Annotated in this window: 28 protein-coding genes; 14 read left to right on the top strand and 14 right to left on the bottom strand. The window is 59.9% G+C overall.

From position 1 onward, the window contains the following. The first annotated feature begins 2 nt into the window (after positions 1–2). The 4 genes from MOE34_RS24340 (at position 3) to MOE34_RS24325 (ending at position 2,609) form a co-directional block, all read left to right on the top strand. Positions 3–212, top strand: coding sequence for a DUF2945 domain-containing protein (locus MOE34_RS24340; RefSeq protein WP_242225158.1), 210 nt, complete (start codon positions 3–5; stop codon positions 210–212). Continuing rightward, positions 212–766: a DUF488 domain-containing protein gene (locus MOE34_RS24335; RefSeq protein WP_242225156.1), complete on the top strand. Its 555-nt coding sequence runs from the start codon at positions 212–214 to the stop codon at positions 764–766. Before MOE34_RS24340 ends, MOE34_RS24335 begins: the two co-directional genes overlap by 1 nt. A gap of 254 nt (positions 767–1,020) precedes the next feature. Beyond that, positions 1,021–1,362: a thermonuclease family protein gene (locus MOE34_RS24330; RefSeq protein WP_242225152.1), complete on the top strand. Its 342-nt coding sequence runs from the start codon at positions 1,021–1,023 to the stop codon at positions 1,360–1,362. Between the two features lie 11 nt (positions 1,363–1,373). After that, complete coding sequence (locus MOE34_RS24325; RefSeq protein WP_242225151.1) at positions 1,374–2,609, top strand: hypothetical protein; 1,236 nt, start codon at positions 1,374–1,376, stop codon at positions 2,607–2,609. A gap of 365 nt (positions 2,610–2,974) precedes the next feature. On the opposite strand, the gene MOE34_RS24320 is transcribed toward MOE34_RS24325, so the two are convergent. Next, positions 2,975–4,326 (bottom strand): IS3 family transposase gene (locus tag MOE34_RS24320; RefSeq protein ID WP_242225177.1). Its coding sequence is split into 2 segments (ribosomal slippage): positions 2,975–3,990 and positions 3,990–4,326, totalling 1,353 coding nucleotides; the frame shifts between segments, so codons are not numbered across the junction. Positions 4,327–4,505: 179 nt separating this feature from the next. On the opposite strand from MOE34_RS24320, the gene MOE34_RS24315 reads away from it, so the two are divergent. Further along, positions 4,506–4,802, top strand: a complete 297-nt coding sequence (locus tag MOE34_RS24315) for a WGR domain-containing protein (RefSeq protein WP_242225149.1) — start codon at positions 4,506–4,508, stop codon at positions 4,800–4,802. A 447-nt stretch (positions 4,803–5,249) separates the two neighbouring features. On the opposite strand, the gene MOE34_RS24310 is transcribed toward MOE34_RS24315, so the two are convergent. Next, the gene (locus MOE34_RS24310; protein WP_242225078.1) at positions 5,250–5,951 is read right to left on the bottom strand and encodes a hypothetical protein; all 702 of its coding nucleotides are present in this window, start codon (positions 5,949–5,951) and stop codon (positions 5,250–5,252) included. Positions 5,952–6,331: 380 nt separating this feature from the next. Between MOE34_RS24310 and MOE34_RS24305 the strand changes: the two genes are divergently transcribed. The 3 genes from MOE34_RS24305 to MOE34_RS24295 all read left to right on the top strand — a co-directional run bounded on the left by MOE34_RS24305 (position 6,332) and on the right by MOE34_RS24295 (position 8,796). After that, complete coding sequence (locus MOE34_RS24305; protein WP_242225080.1) at positions 6,332–7,246, top strand: DNA-methyltransferase; 915 nt, start codon at positions 6,332–6,334, stop codon at positions 7,244–7,246. A gap of 52 nt (positions 7,247–7,298) precedes the next feature. Further along, entirely contained in the window at positions 7,299–8,147 is an 849-nt protein-coding gene (locus MOE34_RS24300; protein ID WP_242225082.1) for a hypothetical protein, read from the top strand. Positions 8,148–8,319: 172 nt separating this feature from the next. Beyond that, entirely contained in the window at positions 8,320–8,796 is a 477-nt protein-coding gene (locus MOE34_RS24295) for a hypothetical protein (protein WP_242225084.1), read from the top strand. A gap of 161 nt (positions 8,797–8,957) precedes the next feature. Here MOE34_RS24295 and MOE34_RS24290 read toward each other — a convergent pair whose 3' ends face one another. From MOE34_RS24290 to MOE34_RS24280, 3 genes are all read right to left on the bottom strand, one after another. Beyond that, a complete protein-coding gene (locus MOE34_RS24290; RefSeq protein ID WP_242225086.1) occupies positions 8,958–9,755 on the bottom strand; it encodes a metallophosphoesterase in 798 nt (265 codons plus the stop codon). Positions 9,756–10,144: 389 nt separating this feature from the next. Continuing rightward, positions 10,145–10,462, bottom strand: coding sequence for a hypothetical protein (locus tag MOE34_RS24285; RefSeq protein ID WP_242225088.1), 318 nt, complete (start codon positions 10,460–10,462; stop codon positions 10,145–10,147). 63 nt (positions 10,463–10,525) lie between these two features. Further along, on the bottom strand, positions 10,526–10,933 hold the full coding sequence (locus MOE34_RS24280) for a hypothetical protein (protein ID WP_242225091.1): 408 nt from the start codon (positions 10,931–10,933) through the stop codon (positions 10,526–10,528). 386 nt (positions 10,934–11,319) lie between these two features. On the opposite strand from MOE34_RS24280, the gene MOE34_RS24275 reads away from it, so the two are divergent. Together MOE34_RS24275 and MOE34_RS24270 are read left to right on the top strand one after the other, a co-directional pair. Continuing rightward, positions 11,320–11,490 (top strand): hypothetical protein, encoded by a 171-nt coding sequence (locus MOE34_RS24275; protein WP_242225093.1) that lies wholly within the window; start codon positions 11,320–11,322, stop codon positions 11,488–11,490. Next, the gene (locus tag MOE34_RS24270) at positions 11,487–11,675 is read left to right on the top strand and encodes a hypothetical protein (protein ID WP_242225095.1); all 189 of its coding nucleotides are present in this window, start codon (positions 11,487–11,489) and stop codon (positions 11,673–11,675) included. The genes MOE34_RS24275 and MOE34_RS24270 overlap by 4 nt, the downstream gene beginning before the upstream one ends. A gap of 76 nt (positions 11,676–11,751) precedes the next feature. On the opposite strand, the gene MOE34_RS24265 is transcribed toward MOE34_RS24270, so the two are convergent. The 5 genes from MOE34_RS24265 to MOE34_RS24250 form a co-directional block, all read right to left on the bottom strand. Continuing rightward, on the bottom strand, positions 11,752–12,015 hold the full coding sequence (locus MOE34_RS24265; protein WP_242225097.1) for a hypothetical protein: 264 nt from the start codon (positions 12,013–12,015) through the stop codon (positions 11,752–11,754). Then, positions 12,008–12,136 carry a hypothetical protein gene (locus MOE34_RS25470; protein WP_277955671.1) on the bottom strand — a complete coding sequence of 43 codons (129 nt, stop codon included), beginning with the start codon at positions 12,134–12,136 and terminating at the stop codon, positions 12,008–12,010. The genes MOE34_RS24265 and MOE34_RS25470 overlap by 8 nt, the downstream gene beginning before the upstream one ends. Before the next feature lie 81 nt (positions 12,137–12,217). Then, positions 12,218–13,234, bottom strand: a complete 1,017-nt coding sequence (locus MOE34_RS24260) for a hypothetical protein (protein ID WP_242225099.1) — start codon at positions 13,232–13,234, stop codon at positions 12,218–12,220. Next, positions 13,231–14,130 (bottom strand): nucleotidyl transferase AbiEii/AbiGii toxin family protein, encoded by a 900-nt coding sequence (locus MOE34_RS24255; protein ID WP_242225101.1) that lies wholly within the window; start codon positions 14,128–14,130, stop codon positions 13,231–13,233. The genes MOE34_RS24260 and MOE34_RS24255 overlap by 4 nt, the downstream gene beginning before the upstream one ends. A gap of 148 nt (positions 14,131–14,278) precedes the next feature. Then, on the bottom strand, positions 14,279–14,632 hold the full coding sequence (locus tag MOE34_RS24250) for a hypothetical protein (protein ID WP_234189743.1): 354 nt from the start codon (positions 14,630–14,632) through the stop codon (positions 14,279–14,281). Between the two features lie 620 nt (positions 14,633–15,252). Between MOE34_RS24250 and tnpA the strand changes: the two genes are divergently transcribed. Genes tnpA through tnpC form a run of 3 tightly spaced genes read left to right on the top strand, consistent with a single transcriptional unit; the run spans position 15,253 to position 17,698 of the window. Further along, on the top strand, positions 15,253–15,657 hold the full coding sequence (gene tnpA / locus MOE34_RS24245; RefSeq protein ID WP_242225103.1) for an IS66-like element accessory protein TnpA: 405 nt from the start codon (positions 15,253–15,255) through the stop codon (positions 15,655–15,657). Continuing rightward, a complete protein-coding gene (gene tnpB / locus MOE34_RS24240; protein WP_242225105.1) occupies positions 15,654–15,998 on the top strand; it encodes an IS66 family insertion sequence element accessory protein TnpB in 345 nt (114 codons plus the stop codon). The genes tnpA and tnpB overlap by 4 nt, the downstream gene beginning before the upstream one ends. Positions 15,999–16,045: 47 nt before the next feature. Then, on the top strand, positions 16,046–17,698 hold the full coding sequence (gene tnpC, locus MOE34_RS24235) for an IS66 family transposase (protein WP_242225107.1): 1,653 nt from the start codon (positions 16,046–16,048) through the stop codon (positions 17,696–17,698). A 196-nt stretch (positions 17,699–17,894) separates the two neighbouring features. Here tnpC and MOE34_RS24230 read toward each other — a convergent pair whose 3' ends face one another. From MOE34_RS24230 to MOE34_RS24215, 4 genes are all read right to left on the bottom strand, one after another. Continuing rightward, positions 17,895–18,254: a hypothetical protein gene (locus tag MOE34_RS24230; RefSeq protein WP_234189742.1), complete on the bottom strand. Its 360-nt coding sequence runs from the start codon at positions 18,252–18,254 to the stop codon at positions 17,895–17,897. 627 nt (positions 18,255–18,881) lie between these two features. Continuing rightward, positions 18,882–21,851: a Tn3 family transposase gene (locus MOE34_RS24225; RefSeq protein WP_003501156.1), complete on the bottom strand. Its 2,970-nt coding sequence runs from the start codon at positions 21,849–21,851 to the stop codon at positions 18,882–18,884. A 16-nt stretch (positions 21,852–21,867) separates the two neighbouring features. Then, on the bottom strand, positions 21,868–22,473 hold the full coding sequence (locus MOE34_RS24220) for a recombinase family protein (RefSeq protein WP_191192684.1): 606 nt from the start codon (positions 22,471–22,473) through the stop codon (positions 21,868–21,870). A gap of 158 nt (positions 22,474–22,631) precedes the next feature. Next, positions 22,632–22,958 (bottom strand): hypothetical protein, encoded by a 327-nt coding sequence (locus MOE34_RS24215; RefSeq protein ID WP_242225147.1) that lies wholly within the window; start codon positions 22,956–22,958, stop codon positions 22,632–22,634. Between the two features lie 254 nt (positions 22,959–23,212). Here MOE34_RS24215 and MOE34_RS24210 point away from each other — a divergent pair, with 254 nt between their 5' ends. Next, entirely contained in the window at positions 23,213–23,647 is a 435-nt protein-coding gene (locus MOE34_RS24210) for a MucR family transcriptional regulator (RefSeq protein ID WP_242225145.1), read from the top strand. The last annotated feature ends 260 nt before the right edge of the window (positions 23,648–23,907 follow it).

Raw genomic sequence — 23,907 nt, 5'->3', positions numbered from 1 at the left:
AAATGGCAAAATTCAAAACCGGCGACCATGTGACCTGGAACTCGGAAGCGGGGCATGTGAGCGGCACCATCACCAAGGTTCACGAACGCGACTTCGATTACAAGGGCCACCGGCATCGCGCCTCGGCGGATGACCCCCAGTACGAAATCAAGAGCGACAAGACCGACCACGTCGCCGCCCACAAAGAGGATGCCTTACGCAAGGTGAACTGATGGTCGCCGTGTTCACCACCATAGGCCACTCCAATCGTCCGCTGGAGGTTTTCACCGCTATGCTGCGGGAGGCGCAGGTGCGCCTTGTGGTCGATGTCCGTGCGTTTCCGCGCTCCCGCACCAATCCGGCCTATAACATCGAAACCTTGCCTGCGGAGCTGGCGGCGTTACAGATTGGTTATGCTCATATCCGCGCCCTGGGAGGCCGCAAGATCCGCCAGCGCGAGGTGCAGGAGTCGGTCAACGCATTCTGGCGCGAACGGAGCTTCCATAACTATGCCGATTACGCCCTTGGTGACGAGTTTGCCGAGGGACTGAACGAACTTGTCGTCTTGGGAAGCACTCAGCGGGTCGCTATCATGTGCTCCGAAGCCGTCTGGTGGCGTTGTCACCGGCGCATCATCACGGATTACCTCCTGTTAAGCGGCCATCCAGTGACCCACCTACTCAATCCGGGCCATCGCGACGAGGCGCGCGCGACACCAGGCGCACGGCGGACGGACGATGGCAAGGTGATTTACCCTGCGGAAGACGATACCCGCGCTGTTTCCTAATCAGCAACCTTTGCTTCAACGGGAAATTGCGCGCACCCGCATGAGTATGCCAATGTCGTGCAAAATGAAGACGCGCGGGGCATCACATGGGGCTGTTACGGATTCTGATCCGGTTGTTTGTCGGAAAGCGCAGGACATACCGGCCGAGGCACCGCGAGCGGCTTGTCGTCATTACCAGTCCCATTCCGCCGTCACCTGCGCCTATACCAACCGTCCTGCGGGGCCAGTGCTGGGTCGTCGATGGCGACACCATCGTGATTGACAAGACCCATATCCGGCTCGCAGGAATCGATGCGCCGGAACTCGACCACCCGTATGGTAAGCAAGCGAAGTGGGCGTTGGTCCAGCTTTGCAAGGGGAAAACGGTGACGGCCCGCATCCGGCCGGAACTGTCTTATGACCGCGTCGTGGCGGAATGCTCTCTCCCCGATGGACGCGACTTGGCGGCGGAGATGGTGCGCGCGGGCATGGCTCTCGACTGGCCCAAATTCTCAGGCGGGAAATACAGGCATCTTGAGGCGCCGGAGGCGCGCCGCAAGCTCTGGCGGGCGGACGCTCGCCAACGTGGCAAACTTAGAATGCAGAATGACTGCTAGTCTTGACGCAAATGGACACCAAACTGGCCCTCGGCTTCCCGGAACATGTCTTCGCGGAAGCACTCGCCCTAAAGGTCTCGACCGTAGGGGTCCGGCCGGTCGATGCCGTCGAGCAATTGCTGACGCAGACCCTGGTCCGGAATATGCACGATGCGGAGGTGCTGAAACTCCGCAAGCCGCCATCGGCACACATCCATGCGATGTACTGGAAAGACCGTTGGGCGTCGTTGGCCCACCTCGCCCAGTCCGGATACGAAACGTCGTACGTCGAGCTGAAGTTTTCGACGGCCGCAGACGCCGCAGTGGCAAACATCGTAGTCGAAGGATATGGTGTAGAATTAAAGTCCGTTGACTACGGCCCCGCCGGTTTTATGACCCATAGGCTCTGGTCTAAACAACTGCAGACCCAAACCAATCATATCCTACGGCTCAACCTCCTGCAGGTTCCTTCAAGTATATTTTCCATGACCATCGAGGCCTTGGATAAGATGCCCCCGCTTGAGCAGCCGTTTATCGCCAATCCGCGACCTGGGCCGCGACCTCCCGGATTTGAAATGGATGTTGAGGGCTTCGAGCTTGTGTCTTTCGACCACGTTCTGAGCGGTAAACGGCACTTCTGCTCGTGTGCGCGCATTGCTCACGAAAAGATGAAAAGCAAAGCCACAAGGGGAGGTACGCTGTCGAACCTCATGAATCGCCTGCTGGCGAACGTCGACTACCGGGAAGGCGTCTGCCACCTCTGCGTTGCCGACAGAGCAGGAGCGGAGGCGGCGGCAGACCTCTATGGCGATACCGTGCCGGAGTTTGTTGCCGCATACATCACCCAGATGATGCTGACGCATGGGATGGACAAAGCTACCGCGCGTTCGGACGTGCAGAAGACCCTTGGCCTTAGCCGGTGGGTGAGGGAGGCAGAGATGTACGGCCTGATCAAGAGGCTGTTTCCCGAAGAGGTTGTTTTGCGGGAGGCGTCTCCGGCCTGGCTGGGGCGTCAGCGCTTGGATGTTTATCTGCCAGCTCTCAACCTCGCGCTGGAGTACCAGGGGGAGCAGCACTATAAGGTGGTAAATGCTTTCGGCGGTGAGGCGGCGCTGCAACGCAACCTGGAACGTGACGCGCTCAAGAAGAGCTTGTGCATGGAAAATGGTGTGCACCTGGTCGAAGTCAGATTTGACGATCCCCTGACCTTACCGGCGCTGCGTCAAAGGCTCCAGCGCTTCCTGAAATCGGGGATTGTGGAAAAGTGACAGCTTCCCAACGCCAGTCCTCCCTTTCGATACAACGCTGGGTTTTTCAGTGTGACATTCTCGACGCCGATGCTATAGCTGTAGCCTCTGATTTCGTGGGGTTATGATGCGATTTTGTCTGGCCATTGCCCTTGTCGTGCTTGCGACCAGTCTCGCGTCTGCAGCAGAGCCGCGAACCTTCGTGTGCCGTGAGCCGCTTCCGCAATTCACGTTGGGTGAAGCCTCCGACCCTACCGATGATCAACTGCAAGAGCTATGCAACTGCGTGTGGACGCAGTTTCCAGAAGGCGGTGTCCGTCGTCGAATGATTTGAGACTTTTTGGGCTTTGGAAGAATGGAGTTTCCGGCTAGGTTTGCGGGTTGATTTAAGCCGCTTTGGCCTGGTGGTTCAAGCGACGCTGTCTGATGGTTTCTCGTTTGATCCTTTCACGTTCGAGCAGGATTGTTTGGCCGCGCCCGAAGTAGACGTCGGCCGGGGTGAGATTGTCGAGGCTCTCGTGGTATCGGCGATGATTGTAATGCTCGACGAAAGCCGCGATCTGCGCTTCGAGGTCTTCCTGGAAGAAGTAGTTTTCCAGGAGGATGCGGTTCTTCAACGTCTGGTGCCAGCGCTCGATCTTGCCCTGCGTTTGGGGGTGGCCGGGAGCCCCGTGAACCTGATCGATCTTGTATTTGTCCAGCCATTCGCCGAGATCTGAGGCGACGTAACACGGGCCGTTATCCGACAGCAGGCGCGGCCGGTGTTCGACCTTGACCTTGTCGCAGCCTGAGGCGGCCAGCGCCAGGTCGAGCGTGTCGGTGACATCGTCCACCTTCATGCTGGTGCACAGCTTCCACGCAACGATGTAGCGGGAATAATCGTCGAGGATGGTCGACAGGTAAAACCAGCCCCAGCCGATGACTTTCAGGTAGGTGAAGTCGGTTTGCCACATCTCGTTCGGCCGCGTGGTCTTGTCCTTGAACTCGTTGTTGGCCTTGATGACGATATAGGCTGGCGAGGTGACCAGGTCATGGGCCTTGAGCAGGCGATAGACCGAAGCCTCTGAGACGAAATAGCTTTTTATGTCGGTGAACTTCACCGCCAGCTCGCGTGGCGACAGATCGGCATGATCGAGCGCGAGTGTGATGATGCGATCCCTGATATCGTCGGGGATACGGTTCCACACCCGTGACGGCGCGGATGTCCGGTCTTCCAACCCCTCAACACCGTGGGTCTGGAAGCGATCATACCAGCGATAGAAGGTTGGTCTTGGAATGCCGAGCTTGTCGAGGGTTTGCCTGGCTGGCAGATGAGACCCCTCGACAAGCCGGATGATCTCGAGCTTTTCGGTGGCGGGATATCTCATTCTTCGTCGCCCCCATCCGCGATCATGCTTTTTTTAAGCAGGCGGTTTTCCAGGGTGAGGTCGGCCAGCGCCTCTTTCAGGTCGCGGCTTTCACGGCGTAGCGCCTTGACCTCATCGCTGGTGGCCGAGCGGGCAGTGTCTCCGGCAAGCCGCTTCTTGCCAGCTTCGAGGAATTCCTTCGACCAGCTATAATACAGGCTCTCGGCGATCCCTTCGCGGCGGCAGATCGCGGCAATACTGTCTTCACCGCGCAGACCTTCCAGCACAATGCGAATTTTCTCCTCCGACGAATGCAGCTTGCGCGTCGCGCGGCGAATATCCTTGATCGTCTTCTCGGCCGACGATGTCTGCGGCCCGGTTTTCTGTCTCATCTTCGCTTCCTTTGAATGAGCTACGATGAGCCGAAAATCCTCTCTTCTCAATTAAACCAGCTCTGTCTCATAGGCGTTGATGGCGGACACACGGCTCACGACAAGATGCATCACTGAAATGAATCGGTCGGGGCCGACCGATTCATAACTCTCGTTGGACGAGCGCCCGGGGATTGGCGATGCTCACGTCCATGCTCGCACAACCCTACCAGCTTTATGTCGAACGCACCGATCCGGCCAGGAATGTCGCCCGTTTCTACGCGATGTCGATCGAAGCGACGTTATACGGCGATACATGCCTGACGCGGCGCTGGGGGCGCATCGGCACGGGCGGCCAGATGAAGGCGCATCTGTTCGAGAGCGAGGATGAGGCGGTGCAACTGTTTCTCGAACTTCTACGACAAAAGCGTGGACGCGGTTACCGGCCGAAAGGACGCGTCGCTGACGACAGGCGGCCTTCAAACAAGATGCCATGACCAGCGGCGAAGGGAGGGTAGGGGAGGAGCCATCCCGATTCCAACCTAAAATCCCGGCGAACAGAAAGCATCGTCAGGCAGTGTTCTTCTTACTGCCTGACATGCCGGGCAACAAGGCGCCATAACGACCTGTACCCGTCCCCTAGAAGCCGAACGGCGACACTTCGTATTCGGACTGAGGAAGAGTTCATAGTCCCATCCGGCACCATAGGTTATCATCACAGCCATGGAGTTGCGAGCTTTGAAAGCCTCGACTGCCTGTCGAACGCCCGGAAAGCCTGGCCGGTGGCTTTATCAGAAGCCGCACATGGCCGCGACATCTGTTGGCCCCTGTGGCGACGGGCTGTGACCAACCTCCTCCGCTGCGAGGCCGACGGCGAGTACTTGACGTCGAGAAATGCTCCGTCTTCACGGAGCGCGGGTAAATACTCGCTCATCGAATTCACTTCACACCCCTCCGCTGTGCAGCGCATGGTGCTGTTGCCCGCGCGACGGACGCCCCTGTGCTCCGGCAAACTTTCCAGGATGGCGTTGAACTTTTCGCCGATGTTCTCCCAGATCGCCTGATGACCTCAGCCGCGCAACGATACCGGCCAGTTTGTCCAGCACTGTCACTGTGACCTCATGCGCACAGGCATCAAGTTTGTCGGCGAGGGACGCGATTTCCTTCAGCCATGCGTCGTCGCCATCGTCTCTGGAAATGAACCGTCCACAGTTATCGATCCGTCGCAGAATCTCGGCAGTCGCAAACGGCCCGTCATAGGCTTGCGCCCCGATGACGAAGCGCACGCAGCGATTACCCGATATGCCGTCGAGCCTCGCGTGCCGGATCTCGATAACATCCGCGAGCTTGAAAACCCTGAAATCGCGACGCGTATAGTTATAGCCGGTTCCGGAAAGCGCCTGCTCGACGTCATCGGAGAACGCCGGCCCGGAGATATCGAGGCCGTATTTCCGACAGTCCGCGAGGATTCCATCCCACGCGGCATCCACCGCGGCACGGACCTTGTCTCCTCCCTGGTCCGCATGGGCAACGACACGGATATTTGCAATGGCAACGAGCCAATCCGCCCGGATCTGGCTGGCGCAAGAAGCGGAGTAACGCGGGTCTCTCACCTTAATGCTCCTCGATAAAAAATTGAATTTCATGTTTCAAAGCCCTGAATTTTCGTCATTCCTCGGCAAAGAAGTAGCTTCCTTTGGCGACAATATGGAAAGTATGTCGCGCATGCCATGAACATTCAAGAAATAATTTTAATATTACAGAAGTTAATTCCAAAACACAAAGGTACATTCTGTCTGTAATGTCGAATGTTATACGAGGATTCAAGATAACTTTAGCGCGACATTCAGATTTATTGACCGTGGAAGGGCAGTCAATAAAGCATATCGTGGATTACTGGCAGAATTTATCGACCTTCTCACCGTGCAACCCTCCATGATTGTCGCAATATTTCTTTCTGACAAGACGTTGACGTCCATTTCACCTCGGGCAACGCTTTACCTACAACGAGCGATGAAAGCCCCCAATGAACGACTGCATTCTTGAACGCCAGCCGGCGCAGACCGATCTCTTCACCACTCTCTGGAGCACACTTCATTCCGACGGGACCGATCGCATTGTCGCCGGCACGGCGCCCTCTATCGAACGCCCGCGAGCTGATACTTGCCCGATCCGTGTCGGCGCATGCGAACTCCATCATGGTGATGCTGCGGACATTCTGCCAAATCTGCCGGCCGGGAGCGTCGATCTCATCGTGACGAGCCCTCCCTACAATATCGGGAAGTCCTACGAGACCCGCACGCCCCTGATCCACTATGTCGCGTTCATCGAGGAGATCATTGGCGAATGCCATCGTCTTCTCGGTCCGCAGGGAGCCATGTCCTGGCAGGTCGGGAACCATGTCCACAAAGGAGAGGTCATCCCGATCGACAGCCTGATCATTCCGCTCTTCCGCAGTCTCGGCATGAAGGTCCGCAATCGCGTGGTCTGGACGTTCGGCCACGGCCTGCACTGCTCGAAGCGCCTGTCGGGACGGCACGAGACGATCGTTTGGGCCACGAAATCCGACGACTACACCTTCGATCTCGACGCGATCCGCGTTCCGCAGAAATATCCGGGCAAGCGCTACTACAAGGGGCCGAGGAAGGGTGAGTTGAGCGGAAACCCGAAGGGGAAGAACCCGGGGGACGTGTGGGACATCTCGAACGTCAAGCACAACCACCCGGAAAAGCTCGATCATCCGTGCCAGTTTCCCGAGGAGCTGATCGATCGGCTCGTCCTGTCCCTGACCGCCCCCGGCGACGTCGTGCTCGATCCGTTCGCCGGCTCCGGCACGGTCGGAGCGGTGTGCAATCGCCTTGGCCGCAAGTCAATTCTCGTGGAACGCGAGGAAAGCTACGTCCGGATGGCCGCACAGCGGCTGGCCGGTCACGCGGTGTAATCACGACCAGCGGAACGGTCGGTCGCAAACAATTCTGGAAACGGAAGCATCCATGAACCATCACAAATTCCTCTTGTCCGCGCCCTATGACGACGTGGACGTCGAAACCGAGGGCCCGACCTTTGCCATCGCAATCGGGCAGGCGCTCCCGAACCTGTCCCGGCGTCTCGGCAACAGCCGCACGATCCTCGGCGTACGTCCGTTTCAGGACGGCCGTAAGGACTTTTACGGCTTCGAGCTGGATATTGATCCCGACGAGGTCACCCCCGATCTCCTGATCAATCGCTACGGCGCACGGCAACCGGTCCCGGCACCCTCGGACCCGGATCACCTCGAAATCGAAGCGTATGATGTCTACGAGACGATGGGCAGCATCGAAGGTCTACTCAGATATGCGGCGCAAGACCTGATCGACGATGAGCGCTGGCACGGTCTCATCCGCGAGCGGGCGCTGGAATACCGGCAGGCCGTCAGCGATGTCCTGGTATACGATCCGAAGGCAAAGATCGACATGCTTGGGAATCTGGACGAACTGTTCGCGGGCCGGGACTGGAGCCCGTTCTTCTCACCGGCACTGCTCGTCCACCCGGTCGTTCAAATCGGACAGGTAGACATCGTCGAAAAGACAGATGACGAGATTCTGCTCCGGTTCGAGTACTGGAACGGTGACGATCACGGCCGCGAGCTGGAATTCGCCGACACCAAGAACGGGCGCCATCACGTTCGCCGTTCACGCTACAGCGCTCTGCGAGCGTTCGATCCTGCTTTCAGTGGCTGGCAGCTTCCGGCTGTCCACGATGCCTTGCAGGAGGCGCTCGATACCGGCCGCCACACCGACCTCAGCGACACGAATTGGGCAGTTGGTCTTTCTGCATCCGAGGCCGAGCTCGAGCCGGCATGAATCCGCAGAGCTTTCTGAATGCCGGGGGAGGGAGGGGCGTAGGCCGGCCGGCCCAACTCTCGACGCCGAAACCCGATGGCCCGCTTTCACGACCTGGACAGGCACCAGAATTCTCCGGCTCCCATCGCCCGGGACCACTAACCATATCAATCCAGAACACCGAAGGACACCCATGCTAATCGCCCTCGAAGCAAGCAAGATCAAGCCATCAGATATCGACCCCATCCGCCTGCGTGAACTCGCGCTCGACATCGAACGCCGGGCCGAATTCGTCAGCGCCTGTCAGGCATGGATTACCGCCGGCCGCGAGGTTTCCGGGATCACTGCGGCCATTCGCGAAACCCCGTGGCGTTTCATCCTGACCAACTCCGGGCAGGCGATAGAAGTGGAACACGTCGATGAACTCGAGGCTGCCTACTGGGAGGCCGTGGACGAAATGAACGTCGGCCGAAGCTGCATTGGTAACGAGGGACACGAAGAGTACGTTCTTGAAGGTATTCGGAACTGTCTCAAAGTCCACAGGAGAGCAAGTCAGTTCATGACCTTTGAAGACGATTTTGCGCGTGTCGAGGACGCAATATCCAACCTCTTCGAAGGCACCGGCTATATCTACAATGGCGAGAATAGCTTCATCCCTGATGACGAATGATACGGCCGCCGGGCCATCCGGCTTCGCTCTGTTTTCAGGAGCGCGCCCCTTGGCCCGATGATTTCTGGCTCCGCGGATTCGACAGCAAGACCGATGGTATGCGGTCTTGCTGTCCGCCGGAGACGTGATCGTGATCGCCGAGGTGCGAGGCGGCGGAAACCTCACCCGATGACGATCGTCTTGGTCGGTTCGAACGCCATATTCTCGACATCGCTCCGATTGAACCCGTCCCTCACATAGCCCCGGGGATTGCAGACGACCCGGGTCTTCGTCCCCGGCACCACATAGTCGAAATTGCTATGGGTGTGCCCATGAATCCAGACGTCAGGTTCATGGCGCTGGATCATATCCGAGAGATCCGACACGAACGCCGGTGTCAGCCGGTCTCCCTTATACTCATCGGCGACCGACAGATCGTGCGGGCATGTATGCGTCACGACGACCGTCGGCCCGTCGAAGGGCAGGGCAAGCGTCTCATCAAGCCATTCCCGGCTCGTGCGATGAATATCGACGGTGATTGCCGGCAGGAATCTTCGCGGGGTCCCTTCCGGCCAGCGCGACGCGATGGTGCGATAGTCGTTCATGAACAGCGCCGCAGCACCCATTGCCTGGATCGGATTGCCATAGAGCTCGAAATCCGTCCACAGGCAGCAGCCGAGGAAGCGGACTCCGTCGATGACGACATCGCGGTTCTCCAGCATGAAGACATTTTCCAGCTCGGGGATATCGCCGATGCTGTCCTCATAGACCTGACCGTAATGTTCGTGGTTGCCCGGCACCATCACGACGCGCTTTCCGCGGCTGCCATACATCCGGTACGCCCAGCGGGCACTTTTGGCTACCGGTGCGGTGACGTCGCCCGCGATCACGATGACGTCGACATCGTCGGCGACCTCGATCGCGAAATCAGGCTCCCGGCTGTAGTCGAGGTGGAGGTCGGAAAATACGGCGGCTTTCATTCTGGCACCTGTCTTGTGGTCTGCGACAAGGCTTATTCCGGGCTCGACGGCCTCCGGCAAGCCGGCCGGCGAAATTTTCTGGACAGGGGAGGGCAGGGGAATTTCCTCCTGGTCCGAGGACGAGGACCGATGGAGGTTCCCACGTTGTTGATGTATAGCCTCCCTTGCCGGGCCGAGAGCTTCCGTATTGGCCGGATGTATCCTGTAACGACCGTGGCGGACCTGCAGGATGGATGGCGGGGCGGAATTGAAGCGGCTCCGCTCCGACGATGTGCGTGCGCGGATCACCGCGGCATGATGACATAGACAACCGTCCCGGCATCGCTCTCAGAGGTCATATCCAGCCGCTTCCGATACCTGAACTCAGGTCGGCGAACGGCCCGACCCGTTCACGCCCGGGTCTTCTTTGCGATTGCAACGATGACGTCGTCGCTTTCGATAGGCTGTCCTGCCGTGCGCCGGCCCCAGACGCTGAGGCCGGCGAAATCGGTATCGACAATTTCGTCGCTTTCGATGAGCTTTTCCGCAAGCCAGCCCGACACGATCCAATGCTCCATAACCTCCGGGCCATCAGGCTCACCATCGCCGTGCAAGGAACGCGCCGCCTTCGTCAGCGACGTCTCGGGTGAGGCTTCGGCAAGTGTTGCAATCAGCGTTGATGCGCAGCACAGGACCTCTGTGTTCGCGATGTAGGCTGCTGTTTTCATTTTCCATGTTCCTTCTCGATGCGAGATTGATGAATAAGGTCGGGGTGGCGGCCGCGAGGACCGTCATGCTTCATCGTCATCGAAGTTGAAAAACAGCTCGGCAAAGTCCTGCCAGACGGTCTCACCGTCCCGCCTCCAGCAACCAGCATTGATCGCCCGGTTTTCGAAAGCCGCGTCGATCGCCGCTTCCGCAGCCAGATCCCTGCCAGCGAGAATTTCGTAGTCGGCGGCGGCCAGCTTCATCATGCGCATCGCGAGACAGACAGTGCCGATCGCACGCTCGTCCTCGTTGCCAAGGGCTGTGTGCAGTTGCTCTCGGGATCCGAAGAACCACAGGAGAGCTTCGGACGGCGAGATCGTCCAGGTCCATCTCTTCGCCAGTGACACCGTAACCGTGTGATCGTCAAAGCGTGGATTGTCGGCGGGATTCGATGCAGCAGCAGGTGAATACGAGTTCGTTAACTGAGCCATTTCAATGTTCCGTGTTCATGGTGACGCCGGACTTCAACCGGCGGCGAGACAACACCTTTGTTTCTCATGTAAAAATGATGGTTCATTCCAAATGATCGCGCAATACTTCTTCGGAAGAAATTTGATTACCTTCTGAATAAGGGCAAAGAACATGCTGCGTTTCTACAATATAAAACGGCGAACTATAGAGAAATCGCATTTTTATATTAAGGGTAATGCTCGATTTATCCGGGCGATGCTCGTTTGAATTCCGATGGCATGCAGAGACCGGGAATAGAGCCCGCATTCACATAGCCGGCTGACCTGTCACAGCAGAAGAAACCCCGGTTCGCCCCTTGACTCCTTTCCGGAAAAATAGAACATAAAGGGAACATAGGAGGTTGCCAATGCAAACCGACAGCATCGAAAGAGCCCTTGCCGAAGTCGCCGCCTGCCGCGCGCTCCGGGAAAAGCAGCTCGCCGTTCGCGCCGAGAACCGGCGCAAGCTGGAGGCGGCGACCGCAAAGCCGCTTTACGTGCTGAAGCACAAAAAGCAGCTTGAACTGCGCCTTCAATGAGCGAGATATGCCAACAAAAAGAACGCGCCGTGCAAGACGAGGCGATCGAGGTGCTGCGCCTTCACAACGGCAATGCGCTCGAGGCATTGAGAACGCTGATCGCCGAGCGTGACACGGTCGAGGAAAGACTTAAGATTGCGATAATCGCAATGGGCCGAGGATTCACGCGAGGCTGGCGGCCGTGAGCTTCGGGACGCGCTATCTCCGCCCGATTCTGGAATTCAATAACCGACCCCGCTCATACCACCGGGGCCTTGAGTGTCATCGAATGACGGCGGGATGGCAGGTCGCGTCGGCGACATCCAGCCGCCATTGCTCCTCCCACCGTCTGATCCATGCGGATTCCGGCCCATAAACCCCTATCACCCTCTGCAGACCGCGTCCGTCGAGGGCGGGGACAAAGCGCACCGTCTCCAGGTCAAGCCGCAACCTGTCGTCTTCCTGCTCATCTCCGGCTATCGCGAGATCGTCGGCGATGTCGTCCCAGGTCAGGATGGGGTCGTCATAAACGGGGAGTTCAGCCATGGTCGCGAACCTCCCGCTCGAATGCATCGATCTCGGCCTGCCGGGCCTCCGCGACCGGACGCTCGGCCGGGTCATGATACGGCAAGCGCCTCACGGTTGCTTCCATGATGTCCATGGTCATCCCCATTTCATTCCGCCCTTGATGGGCCGTTTCTCAAGTGTGCTGCGCCGGTTCCGTCGGCGCAATCCGTCGCCGGCACGATCATCGTTGCTGGCGGCGGGTGGGCAGCGCGCCGTTGTTGGCGCGGACCATTTCCGCCAGTTCCTCGTCCGTGACGGGGCGGGCACCTTCAACACCGTCGAGGGCACGAAGAACATCGTCGCCGAGGAAGCGGTGCCATTCGTCCCAATCCCGCAGAAACCTGCCAACGGATGCTTCCTCGTATCCCCGCCACTGGTTTTCCGCCGCATGTCGAGACATAAGATCGACGACCGCCTCCGATGGCCGGGCATCCCTCGGCCCACGGAATTGCCGCACCACATCGCCCGCGAGTTCCAGGGTCGCGATCGGCAGGCCGTCGGGGCCGCGCACCGAGTAGTACCTGAAGCGTGAATCCCGGAGCCGGATGTCATAGCCGCCGTGGCTCAGACAGTGGCGCATGCGGGCGCCTTCGATGCGAAGCGCGAGTGGCGTCAGGAGCTGGACAAGCATATGGCCGGCACCGAGGTCGGCGATTTCGGATTCGTCATCGGGACCCGGCTCGGGAATGGCGACGGCCGGCAGATTGCCGTCGTGGAGCCTGTCTTCCGGCCGGAACCGGAAGCCCTTGTTCGCTTCACGAACGAGCTGCTCCAGGCTCCCGCACTTCGCCAGCTTTTTCGGCTCGCCGTGAGGATCGTGAATGTGAAGCCACGGCGCATTGGTCGCCACCGCATAGATCAGCCAGTCGGCGACGTACCAGATATCCGGCGCGTTCCAGCGGAAATAGAGCGCCGCCCGCCGCTCCCACTTGCGTCGGAGAATCTCGTCCTCTAAGCCGCCGCGGATGGGCCATCCGTCGCTCTGGTGCCAGCGCGGGTCATCGCTGCGATCGGTGGGATCGATCACGATCTCGGGATCGATACGGTCCTGCGCGATCCAGAATTTCATGTAAACGCGGCCGAGGCTGGGGGCGATCAGGTTGTCGATCAGCATGTGCTGGCGGTTGGGAATGTCCAGTTCGCGGCAGAAGGCTTCCACCGCCGGCCGCCATTCAGGATGTTTGCGAGGCGACTTCATGCGAACATCCTCGCTACGCTTGAACCCGGGCGCTGGACCACGAACGGCTTGTGTCTGAGGCCGAGTTCGGCCTTCACCTCGGACCAGAGGTAGGCTGCGTCGATCCACGCCGAGAAGATGGAAAGCGTGGTCTTTCCCGCCGCCCGGTGCCTTTCCCACGATGGTTCAAGGCGTTGGATCGCGGGCCAATCGAGCGTCGCCGGCAGATCGCGGACATCGATGCCCCGATAGCGGCAGACGCCGATCATCTCTCGGGCGACGTCCCGGCAATCCACGTCCGCCCAGAGACGCTCGTCGATAACATCCGCGAGGTGCCGGATACGGAAATCCGATTCCGGCTGAAACATCACCGCGAGCAGCGTCTCGGCGGCGACGACTTCCAGCGGCTGGCAGGCGATGGCGAGCGGCGGGATGCCCGAGACCAGCGACGGAATTTCGGAAAGCTCGATCGCCTCGATGACAGCGCCGGCCCCGCGCCGCGGGTCCATATTGAGGCTGGCGCTGGCGGCGACACCGCCGACCTTGCCCTCAATGATCCATCGCTCCACGGAGTTGCCGCATCCAGTGTCGGCCTGCGGCACAGGGGCGGTGAAATCCAGCCGCATACCTTCGCGCTCGAGGAGCCGGGCAATAGTCTCCATGCCGCGCACGATGTCGTCGCACCGGTAGCGGCGGGATATCGCGATATCGGCATCGCGCGTTTCACGAACGGTTTGGTCGAACAGCAGTCCGCCTGTCAGCAGGACCGGGGCCGGTCCCATTCCCTGCGCCCAGTACCTCAGAATGCCCTCGACGAGCGTCCTCCCGGCCAGCTTTTCCAGATCGAGGCCATGTGTTGTCGCGGCGATCTTGAGGCGCGCATCCAGGCTCTGCGCAATTTCCGATAGCTTCTCCATTGTCGATCTCCTCAAATTTATCGGCTGCGGAGATCATCCGACGTCGGCTTGCAAGGAACGACGTCACTACGTGCTTTTACGAAAGCCGGATTCAGAACCATGAAGTAACGGGGGGAGGTCGGAGAAAAAGCACGGTTCGAAAACAAGGTCATGTTGCCGGCGGAAACCCTCCCGGATTTGCCACCCTGTCGGCCGGTCCGTTCACCAGAGGAACAAGCATCTCGGCATCCATGCGCCGAACCCGACGACGGACCTGGCGGGTGGCGTGCTCGACGGCATAACCCTTCGAGACCAGGAAGTTTATGGCCATCAGTTCCATGCCCGATGCACGCGTTACGTCACGCTTCGAGCGGCGCGCCTCCGCGACGTGCCGGTACACGGTGACCGCGGCCGCCAGGGCCGTGTCGACGGCATCGGTCTCGGGCCGGCGTTCCCTCTTGACCTTCTTGCGCCATTGCCGGGTCGCTTCCTGTCCCCGGCTCCCGCTCTCCGCTCTCGGCATTTTCGTCGTTCCTCTTGTCACTACGTATGATCACTACGTGAGATTGGGTGGAGCGCTTGCAAGGAACCAGGCCGGCGTGGTCGTTGCTTTTCCGCGGAGAGGTCGCAATCGTTCCGGAAAGCCTGGGGAATGTCAGATATCTGAGACGCAAGAGCGTCTTGTGTCGCATCTGCGCGACATAAGCGGGGTAGGAGTGTCGATCACGACCATCCCGTGTTGCCGGTAAACGCGCCAGGCGCTTCCAATCATGCGGTGCACTGCATCTTGCCTTTCTCCGATTTGAGCGCACGCCGATTCAATTTGAGGATGGGACATCCGTGTCCCATTCGTAAATTGAAAAACGTTGGATCAAGTTTCTTTGCGCTCCAGCAACGCCGACAGGCCCGGTTCGACCAATCGCACGCTGGAAACTGTCTGCAACAGGTTGCCGGCCGCGCCTCGCGTTGAGGATTGCGATTATGACGGGCAGAGAGGAGAGGATCGGCGCGCGGGACAGGGCCGCGATGTGACACGGGGAGACGCTGGCCGGCCAGCAGGTCGCGTGCAATTGAGGGGCTGCACCGTAAGCATCCGACGGCGGCCGCCTTGAGGGCGTGATGTGAATCTGTCGTTTTGTCCTTATGGACAGGCATAAGGACAGTTTTGGGACACCGGTGAGCCGGTTGGCGATCGTCGATACGGGGCGGCGGCGGCGCTTCACCGACGAGGCGAAGCTCCAAATTCTTGAAGAAGGCTTTTCTGGCGATGGTCGCCAGGTCTCCGCGACGGCGGTGAAGCATGGGGTTTCCCGCTCGCAACTGTACCGCTGGCGTCAGTTGGCACAGGCCGGCAATCTTGGCAGCATTCGGATCGAGGGCTTCGTACCGGCGTTGATCACGCCGGACGTGCCGGGTCCATCGAATCCGGTAGTGGGTAGCGGCCGCATGGAGGTACTGAGCGCAAACGGCCGGCGCGTCATTGTCGAGCGCGACGTTGATGTCGATGCGCTGCTGCGAATCCTGCGCGGGCTGGAGACGCTGCGATGATCTCGATCCCGACAGGCGTTCGGGTGTGGTTGGCGACGGGCCATACGGACATGCGGTGCGGGTTCCCGTCGCTGGCGCTGCGGGTGCAGGAGGTGCTGAAGCATGACCCGCTGGGCGGCCATCTGTTCTGCTTCAGGGGCAAGCGCGGCGATCTGATCAAGGTCGTTTGGCACGATGGCCAGGGGGCCTGCCTGTTCACGAAAAAATTGGAACGAGGAAGGTTTATCTGGCCTTCCGCCGAGGGTGGCGCGGTGGCAATCTCGTCGGCGCAGCTTTCCTATCTACTGTCCGGAATTGACTGGCGCGCGCCGCAGGAAACCTGGCGTCCCAGCCGGGTCTGACTGCATTTATGCATTGATATTGCTGTGAAATCTGATTCAATGTCGTCGTGACATTGCCGCCGCTTTCCTTGCCATCGGACCTTGCCAGCGCTCATGCGGCGCTGCTGTTCGAACGCGCCGCGCGGCTCCAGGCTGAAGCGGAAGCTGCCAACGCGAAGGCGCGGCTGTCCAGCATCGAGGCGTTGAACACGCATTTGCAGTTGCTGATCGGCAAGCTGGAGCGCGAGAAGTACGGGCCGCGCCGCGAACGCACGCAGCGGCTGATAGACCAGTTGGAACTGCAGCTCGAGGAGCTCGTGGCGTCGGCCGCCGAGGACGAACTGGCGGCGCAAGAGGCCGCCGCTAAAACGCAGTCCGTACGTGCCCTCGTCCGCAAGCGTCCGGTGCGCAAGCCGTGGCCCGAAGACGTCGAGCGCGAACGCATCGTCATCGAAGCGCCGTCGGCATGTGCCTGCTGCGGTGGCTCGCGGCTGTCGAAGCTGGGCGAAGACGTGACGGAAACGCTGGAGGAGATCCCGCGCCGCTTCAAGGTGATCGAGACGGTGCGCGAGAAGTTTACCTGCCGCGATTGCGAGGCGATCAGCCAGGCTCCCGCACCGTTCCATGCCACGCCGCGTGGCTTCATCGGGCCTCAACTGCTGGCAACGATCATGTTCGACAAGTTCGGTCAGCACATCCCGCTGAACCGCCAGAGCACGCGCTTCAAATGCGAGGGCATCGACCTATCGACCCAGACGCTGGCCGATCAGGTCGGCCACGTCACTTTCGCCGTCAAGCCGCTCTTCGACCTGATCGAGGCCCATGTGTTCGAGGCCGACCGGCTTCATGGCGATGATACGACGATCCCGATCCTGGCCAAGGGCAAATGCACAACCGGGCGTATCTGGGTTTACGTGCGCGATGATCAGCCCTTCGCAGGACCTGCGCCGCCGGCTGCAGTGTTCTACGCCTCCAGTGACCGGCGTGGTGAGCACCCGCAAAGGCATCTGGCCGAGTTCAGCGGCATCCTTCAGGCCGACTGCTACAACGGCTTCAATCCGCTGTTCGACCGGACGAAGAAACAGATGCCGGCGACGCCTGCATTCTGCTTCGCCCATGCGCGCCGGAAGTTCTTCGAGCTAGCCGATGTGGCTCGCAACGCCCGGCGCGGAAAAGGAGCCAAACCGATCTCGCCGGTGGCCCTTGAAGCCGTCAAGCGCATCGATGCCTTGTTCGCCATCGAGCGCGAGATCAACGGCCTGAGCGCGGCCGAGCGGTTCGCCGTCCGGCAGGAAAAGAGCAAGCCGCTGCTGGGTGATATGGAGGAATGGTTGCGCGCCGAGCGGGCCAGCCTGTCGCGCTCATCGCCGGTGAGCGGACCGATCGACTACATGCTGTCGCGCTGGGCCGACTTTGCCCGCTATGCGGACGACGGCAGAACCTGCATGACGAACAATGCCGCGGAAAGAGCGCTGCGCGGCGTAGCTTGCGGCAGAAAGGCATGGCTCTTCGCCGGTTCCGAGCGCGGCGCAGACCGTGCCGCCGTCATGCTCACCCTCATCATGACCGCACGGCTGAATGACGTGGACCCTAAGGCCTGGCTCGCCGATGTCCTTGCCCACATCGCAGATCTCCCTGCCTCGCGTCTCCATGAAATGCTCCCTTGGGAGTGGAAGAGGCTGCGCCAGGCCGAAATCCAGGCTCGTCAGCAGGCCGCCTGAACCCGCTCCCCCTTCATCATAGGGACGTTCAACATCGCGCGCGCGTCTCTCGCCCGCGTGACTGCTCGGATGCTTACGCTGCACCTACGTGCCGATAAGGTCGGCCCTCAATGGGATGCCTGCCGCCCCCGAACGCCGAGGGAGCGTTGGCAACTGCGGTTTTATGGATCGCACGGACAGCAGGCCCCGTCGTCCATCACGCTGGCCTGAACAGTCTCGGCCTGATCTTTCCAGCCCTGATTTTATCGGCGATCGTGGCCGGTGCGTCAGGATCATGGGCGAAGACGGTGGCGAGCGCCTGGCGGATGATATCGGCCCCATCACCTCCGCTCGAAAGGATGTGCATGGCTGCATCGCCGAGAACGTCCCGAACATGCCGGCGGTTGACCGGTACGATGCCGCCGGCAAGCGCTGCGGCCACCCTCTGGCGGCTCCTGGCCGTAGCTTTGGCCTGATACCGACGTCTCCTCTCCCGAGGGAGTTTGCGGATAGGAGTTGAACGAACGGCTTCATCGATCAGTTCGGCGAGGAGATGAAGGTCGTAGGGAATGGCCATGGCACGGTCTCGGTCGGGGATACGACGATGATGGCCACCGGCGGGGGCCGGCGCAACGGGGAGAAGCGCCACGGCCCGATGGCCGGATCAGCGGCGGCGGCCCAGCACTACGGGTTTCCGCGATCTCGACCCGGGAGGCAAAAAAAAGCGAAGCGCCCCGTCTGAATCGAAATCCAGCCCGGCGTTGCCGCATCGTCCCCTCGCGTGCACGCATACACGCGCGCCCACGCACTCCCATTTAGAATTAGCGGCCGGAATCCCGATTTCGGGAAGAAAAAATCCCGGTTTCCCTTGGATTTGTCAGCAATTTAAAATCCCATAAACCCCGGATTTCCCTCGCGTCAACGGATTTTGACATCCCGCAAACCCCAGGTTTCGGCCTTAACATCCCATGCTTCTGAAGCAGCGGATGTTACTTAAAATGCCGCCGCCTACACGGACAGATGAGCGGTCTCCGATCGATGTCGCCTATCAGCGCGAAGCATGGCCCTGGGCAGACAGGCCGATTGCAGAGGGGACCTAACACATCCAAACCGGTGACCCGATGCAAGGGTGAGTGGGACCGTGATGACGATGCCCGAGGTCGTCGTGTCTGGGGCTCCGTGGGCATTTCTACATTAATACACGCTAAGGGAATTTGAAGTTGTTTGGATTGAAGCGGTTAGCCCGGATTGGCCTGAAGCGTTCGAGGGGTCGGTCAATTTCGTTCCAGAGGTAGTCGCCGGTGAGCGCGATATGCGCCCATGGTAGTGGTGCGACCTGGGAGAGCAGCTCGTCCGGAATGATAATACCCTGACTGCTGATATAATCGACAGCACGGCTGAGATAGACAGTGTTCCACAGGATGATGGCGTTGACGACGAGGTTAAGACCGGACGCGCGGTAAGCCATGGTTTCGGCGACGCGGTTGCGCAATTCGCCGAGCTGGTGGAGGAAGATGGCGCGTGCGAGAGCATGACGGCTTTCACCCTTGTTGAGGATCGCATGCGATCTGCGGCGCAGTTTCGTATCGAGCAGCCAGTCGCAGATGAAGATCGAGCGTTCTATCCGGCCCATTTCGCGCAGGGCCTGGTTCAGCCGGTTTTGTCGCGGCGACGCTGCCAGCTTCTTGAGGATGACGGAAGGCGGCACCAAACCTGCAGCGATCGAAGCCTTCAGCCGCAAGACCTCATCCCAGTGGTGCTCGACGACATCCATGTTGACGGTTCCAGCGATCAGCGCGTCGAGCGGTTCGTAAGCCGGATCGCGATCAATGACAAAGAGCCTGCGATTGCCGAGATTGCGGATACGGGGAATGAGCCTGTAGCCAAAGGCGTGGAACATGGAGAACGTCGTTTCGGTGGCGCCAGCGGTATCGGTTGCGTGCTCATAGATTTCGACGGAGCTTTCGTTGTGAAGGAGGCCGTCGAGAACGTAGGGGGCTTCGCCCTCGGATGCCTGGATCATGCGGGAGAAGAAGGAAGCAAAACGGTTGGACAGGAAGCCATAGATCGACGCCCCCGGTCGCTTGCCGTATTTTGCATTGTAGTCGAGGCTGGCTTCGCCACGCCCGCCAGCCGGAAAGAACTGTCCGTCCGAGGAGGAGATATGGCCGTCACCCCAGATCGCGGCAAAGGGATGGGCCTGCTGCGCATCGACCAGCACGGCGGTCGCCGTGGCGTAGGTTTCCGATCGCATATGCCTGTCCACCATCAGCATCATCTGGTGGATCGTGACGCCGCGTGAGCTTTCCGCCATACGTTCGGCTCCGGCATTGGTGGCGTCGGCAAGGATCGCTGCCATCAGCGCTGCCTCGTCGTTTGCCGTCTCACCGGTACGATAATGCGTGAAGCTGTCGAGGAATTTGGTCCAGCTTTGCACCTCGGCAAGCAGGCTGGTGATCCTGATCCGTGGCACCAGAACATATAGTCGGCGGCTGAGCGCGACGATGCTGTCGCGCTCCTCCTCGCGGATCGGCGAGATCGACAGGCCCTTGTCGGAAATCGCTGCATCCGGAATAGCATTGGCAGCCGCCGCCTTTGCCAGCTCTTTCAGCTTCGCATCGAGCGTGGCGGTCCGTTCTGCTCGCCATTCGGCAAAGCTGTCGGGGAGTGCGAGCCCGAGCCGCCCCTCGGCGCGCATCAGCTCGAAGATCGGCCGAGGCAGAAGATAATCCTCGAAACTGCGCCATGCCCGGCTGCCTTCGACCCAGATGTCACCGGCCCTCAGACGCTCTCGCAGGTGAACGAGGACCGCCACTTCCCAGGCGCGCAGGTCGATATCGGCACTGTTCGGGCGCACGCAGCGTCGCCATTTGCGGGTCAGAAAGGCGAGCGGCACCTGCGCCGGCAATTTCCGGCCGCCATAGAGCGCGCGCAGATGGTCCACTGCTACAAGGATCGGATCATCAGCACGAAACGACCGGAACGAGAACGTGCGGAACATCAGTCTGCCCAGCTTGCGCAACGATTTGTGCCGCTTGATGAGCTCGTCGAATTCGTTACTGCGATCAGGGTGGACGACAGATCTGGCTGCCGCCATGCTGGCGACCAATCCGTCCCAGCCGAGGGAGGCTGCGATCGCCGATGCAAGATCGGTTTTGCTCGCACGAGCGGCCAGAAGCGCCTCGCCGAGCTTGAGATGCTCAAGCGCCACCCCATCAAGAACCTCGGCCTCTTTTAGCCGGCGTTCCGTGCGGCTGATCTCGGCCTTGCGGCGGTTGCTCCCAATCATTTTGCAGAACATGTCGATCGTCAGGTCGGTGATCGACGCCTGTCTCTCGATGACGAAGGCGGCCAGCGTGGCGTAGCGACGTTCGGATGTCAGGCGTCGTATCTCCCGGGCATGCAGAATGCGTGCATCCCTGGCGATGATGCCGTAGCGATTGGCATGGATCGTCTTGCGACGGTCGTCGGGAATGGCGGCTGAGCGCAATACCTCGAGGCGGGCGATCAAGCCTTTGAGGTTCTTCAGCTTCGCCCCTTCAGGTGCTTCCGCAATCCAGCCAAGGTGGCTCCGATCGCCGGCCCGCTCAGCGAGGAGCTGATCAAGCGCCTCGATCGAAGGCTGCTCCAGATCCCGGATCAATTCGCGATAGGCTTGTCGACGCGCCGCCGCCCGGCCGGCCAGTGCCAGACGGATCAGCAGCTCCGGCATAGGAACGAGCAACTTTCTTTCCTTCAAGGCTTCGATCACGGCCTTGGCGATCGGCGCACCTTGTTCAGTGGCCGCCGCCTCGCGTGCCGCCGCCGTTATCAACTCGCGATAGTCACTCGTCCGGACAGGCTGAAGCTCCAGTGCAGAGACGATCTCGCGCGCGTGTTCCCGGCGCGTTTCGTCGCGCTGGGCGTAGAACTCGAACACTGCAGGGTCGATGCCCAGCTGGTCGGCGACAACAGAGACAACCGCCTGAGGTGGAACTTCGCCTATTCGCAGCAGACGGCCCAGATCACGCACCAGTGCGAGTTGGATCGCAAAGCCAAGCCGATTATGCGACCGGCGATGTTCCTTGACGAAGACAATATCCTCGGAAGTCAGTGCATAGCGCGCTTGCGCATCTTCATAAGCTTCGGGTGGTTCGAATAAAACGGCACGCGATTGCTCATCGAGAAACGCCATCAGCCACGGTCACTCGTCAAACTACGGTTTCGGGCGTGCCGGTCTTGCCGGGGCCTGTCCATCCAGTCCGCTTCAACGTGTCGATCAAGGTCGAGCGCGCCACCTTGAACGTCCGGCACACGGACGCCTTGCTGGCGCCAGCTTCCAAAGCAGCTAGAACCTGCTCGACCTTTTCCGCATCGATCGTTGGAGGTCTCCCGCCCTTACGGCCACGTCGGCGAGCCGCCGCCAGGCCGGCATTGACCCGCTCGGTGATCAGCACTCTCTCGTATTCTGCAAGCGAGCCGAACAGGTTGAACAGAAACGCGCCGTGCGAATTCGTGGTGTCGATCGCCTCCGTGAGAGATCGGAAGGCGACACCACGTTCCTTCAAATCCTCGACGATGCGGATCAAGTGGGAGAGTGACCGGCCTAACCGATCTATCTTCCAGACGACCAGGACATCGCCTTCGCGCAATTCGCCGAGGCATGCCTTCAGACCCGGCCGGTCATCACGCGCTCCGGAAGCGCGATCCTGATGGAAATGGCGCTCATCGACCCCGGCCGCGAGCAGGGCATCGCGCTGCAAGGCAACCGACTGGCGCTCGTCACTACTCGATACCCGCATGTAACCGATCAACATGTGCGACAAACCTCAAATCAGGTGTTGCCGCACAGCCTAACATTCCGACAGGGTTTGTCGCGCAAAAAATGGCCCTATTGCGTGGCCAGTTTGCCCCGCGATCACGGTGAGCGGAAATCATGTGTTTCCCGTCACCTGCAAAATGCCCTTAGCGTGTATTAATGTAGAAATGACCACAGAGCCCCGATCTGCTCGCGCTTTTCGGGCACCTTGGCGCAAAGTTGCTGCACGCGCGTCAACAGGCCGAGAAAGGCCGTCGTCTGATCCTCGCGGGATTTGAGGGCAGCCTTGCGCAGTTTTTCCAGAAGAATGTCACGTTCGCGCACTTCGGCGAGCATGGCGACCGCGGGATCGAGAGGTGGAACTTCCATTTGCTGAAGCGCCGCGCCGATATCGGCCTCCGCCTCGATTTCCGCATCCAGACCTGCCTCGGCACCGAAAGCATCATTCCGTTCAAGTTCAATCTGGATATCGGTATCGGGCATGAGGCACTCCATTTCGTTGCCTTCCTCCATGCCGTGAAAATCTTTATGTCAGGTGCCCCAAAAGGGAACAATTGTAACGATCCATGACATCTCCACATGACGATGATGCTGAAAACGCTATTCAATCCTGGAGCAGGGAAAGACTGCGCGTCGGAAAATCCGTTCAGAAATGGAAAACACCACGGGTGAGACCCAGTTTTGACACGAATTGAGTCCGCTGATAGCTGCCAGACGCTATTCGAACGGAGAGACCGATGACCGAAACCCACCCTGATTCCGTAAGTACCAATCTTCTTGTCGAGCTCACCGCCGACATCGTCGCCGCCTATGTCGGTAATCATGTCGTGCCGGTTTCGGAACTCTCGGGCCTGATCGCCGATGTACATGCCGCGCTCAACAATACGACGCAGCCTTCAGCCGCGATGGAGCCGCCGGTCGTCACCGAGAAGCCGAAGCCACCGGTCCCGGTGAAGAAGTCCGTGCAGAACGACTACATAATCTGTCTGGAAGACGGTCAGAGGTTCAAATCGTTGAAGCGCCACCTGATGACCCACTACGGCATGACCCCGGAAGAATACCGCACGAAGTGGGACTTGCCCGCCGACTACCCGATGGTCGCCCCGGCCTATGCCGAAGCTCGTTCGCGTCTCGCCAGGGAAATGGGGCTCGGGCAGCGCCGTAAAAAGTGAATAGGCGAGCTCGACAGATGCGTGCCGACCGTCAGGGTCAGGCGCAAAAGTGCCCGCCAGCCTTCAAATATTCTGATGACAATCGCTTTATACCCCTGCGTTCTCGCTAGCGGTAGTGAACCGGCCCGAGCTTAGGTTCAAATCACGGATATGCATCCATTGCCGCCTTGACTTCCGATAACATTCATTATCGGAATCCAGTCGAGATGAGAAACGAGAACCTAGTCAACTAAGCGCATAGTCTCGGACGAGTCCCTTGT

Source organism: Shinella zoogloeoides, from assembly GCF_022682305.1.
GTDB classification, from domain to species: domain Bacteria; phylum Pseudomonadota; class Alphaproteobacteria; order Rhizobiales; family Rhizobiaceae; genus Shinella; species Shinella zoogloeoides_B.
Note: the sequence above shows the minus strand (reverse complement) of the source record. Positions and strands in the feature narration are given on the sequence as shown.

Bases quoted from the DNA above. Each gene is read 5' to 3' on its own strand.
- MOE34_RS24340 (WP_242225158.1), top strand. From the start codon at position 3: ATGGCAAAATTCAAAACCGGCGACCATGTGACCTGGAACTCGGAAGCG.
- MOE34_RS24335 (WP_242225156.1), top strand. From the start codon at position 212: ATGGTCGCCGTGTTCACCACCATAGGCCACTCCAATCGTCCGCTGGAG.
- MOE34_RS24325 (WP_242225151.1), top strand. From the start codon at position 1,374: ATGGACACCAAACTGGCCCTCGGCTTCCCGGAACATGTCTTCGCGGAA.
- MOE34_RS24315 (WP_242225149.1), top strand. From the start codon at position 4,506: ATGCTCACGTCCATGCTCGCACAACCCTACCAGCTTTATGTCGAACGC.
- MOE34_RS24310 (WP_242225078.1), bottom strand. From the start codon at position 5,951: ATGAAATTCAATTTTTTATCGAGGAGCATTAAGGTGAGAGACCCGCGT.
- MOE34_RS24305 (WP_242225080.1), top strand. From the start codon at position 6,332: ATGAACGACTGCATTCTTGAACGCCAGCCGGCGCAGACCGATCTCTTC.
- MOE34_RS24300 (WP_242225082.1), top strand. From the start codon at position 7,299: ATGAACCATCACAAATTCCTCTTGTCCGCGCCCTATGACGACGTGGAC.
- MOE34_RS24295 (WP_242225084.1), top strand. From the start codon at position 8,320: ATGCTAATCGCCCTCGAAGCAAGCAAGATCAAGCCATCAGATATCGAC.
- MOE34_RS24290 (WP_242225086.1), bottom strand. From the start codon at position 9,755: ATGAAAGCCGCCGTATTTTCCGACCTCCACCTCGACTACAGCCGGGAG.
- MOE34_RS24285 (WP_242225088.1), bottom strand. From the start codon at position 10,462: ATGAAAACAGCAGCCTACATCGCGAACACAGAGGTCCTGTGCTGCGCA.
- MOE34_RS24280 (WP_242225091.1), bottom strand. From the start codon at position 10,933: ATGGCTCAGTTAACGAACTCGTATTCACCTGCTGCTGCATCGAATCCC.
- MOE34_RS24275 (WP_242225093.1), top strand. From the start codon at position 11,320: ATGCAAACCGACAGCATCGAAAGAGCCCTTGCCGAAGTCGCCGCCTGC.
- MOE34_RS24270 (WP_242225095.1), top strand. From the start codon at position 11,487: ATGAGCGAGATATGCCAACAAAAAGAACGCGCCGTGCAAGACGAGGCG.
- MOE34_RS24265 (WP_242225097.1), bottom strand. From the start codon at position 12,015: ATGGCTGAACTCCCCGTTTATGACGACCCCATCCTGACCTGGGACGAC.
- MOE34_RS25470 (WP_277955671.1), bottom strand. From the start codon at position 12,136: ATGACCATGGACATCATGGAAGCAACCGTGAGGCGCTTGCCGTATCAT.
- MOE34_RS24260 (WP_242225099.1), bottom strand. From the start codon at position 13,234: ATGAAGTCGCCTCGCAAACATCCTGAATGGCGGCCGGCGGTGGAAGCC.
- MOE34_RS24255 (WP_242225101.1), bottom strand. From the start codon at position 14,130: ATGGAGAAGCTATCGGAAATTGCGCAGAGCCTGGATGCGCGCCTCAAG.
- MOE34_RS24250 (WP_234189743.1), bottom strand. From the start codon at position 14,632: ATGCCGAGAGCGGAGAGCGGGAGCCGGGGACAGGAAGCGACCCGGCAA.
- tnpA (WP_242225103.1), top strand. From the start codon at position 15,253: ATGGACAGGCATAAGGACAGTTTTGGGACACCGGTGAGCCGGTTGGCG.
- tnpB (WP_242225105.1), top strand. From the start codon at position 15,654: ATGATCTCGATCCCGACAGGCGTTCGGGTGTGGTTGGCGACGGGCCAT.
- MOE34_RS24230 (WP_234189742.1), bottom strand. From the start codon at position 18,254: ATGGCCATTCCCTACGACCTTCATCTCCTCGCCGAACTGATCGATGAA.
- MOE34_RS24225 (WP_003501156.1), bottom strand. From the start codon at position 21,851: ATGGCGTTTCTCGATGAGCAATCGCGTGCCGTTTTATTCGAACCACCC.
- MOE34_RS24220 (WP_191192684.1), bottom strand. From the start codon at position 22,473: ATGTTGATCGGTTACATGCGGGTATCGAGTAGTGACGAGCGCCAGTCG.
- MOE34_RS24215 (WP_242225147.1), bottom strand. From the start codon at position 22,958: ATGCCCGATACCGATATCCAGATTGAACTTGAACGGAATGATGCTTTC.
- MOE34_RS24210 (WP_242225145.1), top strand. From the start codon at position 23,213: ATGACCGAAACCCACCCTGATTCCGTAAGTACCAATCTTCTTGTCGAG.